This window comes from Candidatus Neomarinimicrobiota bacterium, assembly GCA_041862535.1.
GTDB lineage: Bacteria > Fidelibacterota > Marinisomatia > SCGC-AAA003-L08 > TS1B11.
Genome location: JBGVTM010000308.1, coordinates 1 through 3,786 on the forward strand (window position 1 = coordinate 1; position 3,786 = coordinate 3,786).

Sequence of the window (3,786 nt, forward strand, 5' to 3'; positions counted from 1 at the left end):
AGGAAGCAAAGCAGCACAATTGGAGCGATAGACCGCATAGTTATGAATTTACAGGAGGTCGATAAGTGTCGTCCCGGTTTTCTTGGGTTTGTGTCGGCATGACTGTAACTTGCGCGCTGTCTATTACGCTGACCTGCCAATAGAGTGCCCGACAATCGACTGAGAAACGAGTGTCTTCTTCATCGCTAATCATCACCGGTGCCAAAGACACCGAATGGTGGGACAAACAGGAAGGGGAGTTTCCCAGGGACCGGATGCTGAGGGTTGAGGATGTCGCCGCCGCGGTGGATTTTGCCCTGACCTTCAGCGAGCGGGGGGTGATCGAGGAAGTGGTTCTGCGCCACCTGGCGGGAGACTTCTGAGTAAATAGTCTGGAAGTCTATGCGACTGCGGGCAATTATCTTGCAATAAATTAAAAAGAAAATCTAATTTTAAAGGATATAGAGGAATAGCCATTTCGATTTTTCCTACCTCTTGTGGTGAGCGTTAGGGGTCAATGGTACGGAATGGCCGGGCCGATGGCGGCTGCGATGAAGATTCAAACCTTCTATTCCCCGGTGAAGACCGGCATGAAGTGCCCCGGTTGCAGAGAACCACGACGCAAGTGGCGTGAATGCGACGGGTCCTTTCATGGTGAAGTAGGGAGATGACTATTGGCAGTTAAGATTCGTTTGAAGCGTCTGGGGCGTCGTAAGCGCCCCTTTTTCCGAGTGATAGCGATTGATTCTCGCAGCCGCCGGGACGGGGCGGAGATTGAGCGCCTGGGGTGGTATGATCCTCTCGCTGGAACCGGCGAGAGGTTCCAACTTAAGGAGGATCGGATATTGCATTGGCTGGAAGTGGGAGCTCAACCGTCACAGACGGTGAAAAACCTTTTCTCCAAGGCGGGAATTAGCCTTAAGTGGCACCTGAAGCGGAATGGCAAAAGCCCGGAAGAGATTGCCGCAGCTGTAGAGGAGTGGGAGCAGCAGCAGCTAGAGCGCCAGCGGCGCAGGGAAGCGCTGGAGGCTCAGCAGAAACGGATGGCTAAACCCGAAGTTGAAGCGGCACCTGCAACCGAAGAGCCGGTTCAGGAAGAAGCTCCCGTTGAAGAAGCCCCTGTCGAGGAGGCTGCGGCAGGGGAGGTCCCGGCAGCCGAATTATCTGCGGAAGAACCGGCTATGGAGGGTCCGCCTGCTGCGGAGGCCGCTGTGGAAGTGGAAGCCGCTGTTGATGAAGCCGAAGCCGAGGAAGGAGCCCCAGCCGAAGAGCGGAAGGCCGCGGGGGAGATGGAAGGGGGCGAGCAAGCTCCACCCCCGGAATCAGAATCCGCGGATGAGGCCGCCTCGGAGGGTGAGGAAAAGGCTGCCGCGGAATAGCTGTTAGCTGTATCGTCTTTATTATCCTACCTATCATGGCACGAGACACCTCTGACCGGAACGTCTTCACCATCGGAACCGTGCTTAAAGGGCACGGTTTGAAAGGGGAAGTGAAAATCGACCCGCTCATCGATGATATGGAGCTATTAGACGGCGTGCAGTCGGTAATTGCCACTTATCCCGATGGCCGGGTGCGGGAACTGGAATTGGACCACGTTCAGGCCCATAGTGGGAAGGTCTTGCTCGCCTTCAAGGGGATAAAAGACCGGAACGGTGCCGATGCCCTCAGAGGCGTGGAACTGTCAATTAGTCGGGAAGATTTGCCTCCACTGGAGGAAGGAGAATACTACCTGGGCGACCTCATAGGCTATACAGTTGTATCGGAGGACGATACCGTCACCGGTCGGGTGCAGGAAGTTTGGGATTTACCGGCGCATGAGGTACTCCAGGTGAGTCATGGCGAGCGGGAGGTGCTCATTCCCCTGATCGATGACGTGATCAAGGAGATTGACCATTCTAAGCGCCGGATAGTGATCATTCCTATGGAAGGGCTTCTGGATTGAGCCTCCGCATTGACATCCTGACTCCCTTTCCCCAGCTGGTATCAGCGGGAGTGTCGGCCAGTATTCTAGGCCGAGCTGCCACCAAGGGGATAGTCACCTACCATCTCCATAACCTGTTTGATTTTGCCGATGGGCCCCATCACAAAATTGACGATGAGCCCTATGGTGGCGGAGCAGGCATGATCATGAAACCGGAACCGGTATTCCGGGCTTTTGATCAGGTGATGGCTCAGGTGAGCCCCGGCGTCACCCCCCGGGTGATATTTCCCACCCCAGACGGCAAGCCTTTCACCCAGGAAGATGCTGAAAATTTAGCCGGGATTGGACATTTGATTTTTATCTGTGGGCATTATAAGGGAATGGACCAACGGATTCGCGATCAACTGGTTACCGATGAGTACTCCATTGGTGATTTCGTTGTGACCGGTGGTGAGCTGCCGACTCTCCTGATACTCGACGCGGTAGTGCGGCTTCAGGAGGGGGTGCTCACTACCAGTGAGTCAGCGGAAACCGATTCTTTCAGCAGCAGCCTGTTGGACGGACCCCATTATACGCGTCCTCAGGAATACCGGGGATTATCTGTGCCGGAGGTCCTTCTGTCGGGCAACCACGGCGAGATTGCTCAATGGCGACTTGAGCGGCGGCGGGCTCAAACCAAAGTACGACGCCCTGACCTGTGGAAAAAATTTCTGGCGCGCGAAAAGCAAGTTACGGAGCGTGAGGATGGATAGGGTTTTGCATGAGGTGACAAAAGAGTACTTGCGAAGCGACCAGCCCCAATTCCGTGCTGGTGATCGCGTGGCGGTAGATGTGAGGGTGGTGGAAGGTAACCGGACGCGCATCCAGACTTTCGAGGGTGATGTCATCGCCATGTCCGGGAGTGGGATTAATCGGACTTTTACCGTGCGGAAGATTTCTGCAGGGATCGGTGTGGAACGGATATTTCCGTTGCATAGCCCGAATATTGCTGAGATCAGGGTCATACGTGCCGGGCGGGTACGCCGGGCCAAGCTCTACTATTTACGGGAGCTCCGGGGCCGGGCCGCCCGGATCAAGGAACGGCGTTAATCCCATTCCAGTCCCAGAGGTATGAGCCGCCTCGGGTGGCTCTTTTTCTATGCGCGGTTCACAAAATCGTTTTCGATTGATGAATATCCGGAGCGTTCTCACTATCACCTCCCTGGGGCATCTGCTCAACCACGGCCTCACCCTGATCTATCCCGTGGTAATGATCCAGCTGGCGGCCCTTTATCCCCAGGTTTCCCTGACCACCCTGGGACTTTTGGGAACGGTCCATTACTTCCTATATGGCCTGGGGGCTTTTCCGGCCGGTTGGCTTACTGACCGGCTTGGTGCCCGGAACATCCTGCTCATTTATTTCTTAGGCTCGGCGGTGGCAGTGGTCATCCTGGTTCTGGCGACCGGTCTAACCCACCTGGCGGTGGGCCTGGCGCTGCTGGGGCTTTTCTGTGCTCTTTATCATCCGGCGGGTCTGACTCTGATCAGCCACACATCACCGCGCCTGAGCCGGCACCTGGGCTTACATGGCATTGCCGGCAGTCTGGGGCTAACGCTCGGCCCCCTGGTAGGAGGCGCCGTGGCCAGTTGGTATGGGTGGCAGGCACCGTATGTATTATTCGGTTTCTTTGCCGTGATTACCGGCGCTTTCCTCTGGTTGACCTCCACTTCCGATACGGCTCTCCAGGCGCGCGTTCAACCACAAACGCAGCAGCCGACGCGACTACGCTTACTTATCTACTGCTACCTTATTGGTGCCTTCATGGGGTTGGCTCATCGGGGCACGCTTAACTTCCTGCCGCTGTACTTCTCGCAGATGTTTGCAGGCCCTTTGGCTCCGGTGATGG

6 protein-coding genes are annotated in these 3,786 nt (G+C 56.0%); all 6 read left to right on the forward strand.

Features of this window, described 5'->3' with window-relative positions; all coding sequences use genetic code 11:
* Nucleotides 1-170: 170 nt before the first annotated feature.
* Nucleotides 171-362, forward strand: a complete 192-nt coding sequence (locus tag ACETWG_11135) for a hypothetical protein (GenBank protein MFB0517139.1) — start codon at nucleotides 171-173, stop codon at nucleotides 360-362.
* A gap of 291 nt (nucleotides 363-653) precedes the next feature.
* Complete coding sequence (gene rpsP / locus ACETWG_11140; protein ID MFB0517140.1) at nucleotides 654-1,358, forward strand: 30S ribosomal protein S16; 705 nt, start codon at nucleotides 654-656, stop codon at nucleotides 1,356-1,358.
* Nucleotides 1,359-1,393: 35 nt separating this feature from the next.
* Complete coding sequence (gene rimM, locus ACETWG_11145) at nucleotides 1,394-1,921, forward strand: ribosome maturation factor RimM (protein ID MFB0517141.1); 528 nt, start codon at nucleotides 1,394-1,396, stop codon at nucleotides 1,919-1,921.
* Entirely contained in the window at nucleotides 1,918-2,652 is a 735-nt protein-coding gene (gene trmD, locus ACETWG_11150) for a tRNA (guanosine(37)-N1)-methyltransferase TrmD (GenBank protein ID MFB0517142.1), read from the forward strand. Before rimM ends, trmD begins: the two co-directional genes overlap by 4 nt.
* Entirely contained in the window at nucleotides 2,645-2,989 is a 345-nt protein-coding gene (rplS, locus tag ACETWG_11155) for a 50S ribosomal protein L19 (protein ID MFB0517143.1), read from the forward strand. Before trmD ends, rplS begins: the two co-directional genes overlap by 8 nt.
* Nucleotides 2,990-3,038: 49 nt before the next feature.
* Nucleotides 3,039-3,786 (forward strand): MFS transporter (locus tag ACETWG_11160; GenBank protein ID MFB0517144.1); only part of this gene is annotated, 748 nt, incomplete at its 3' end.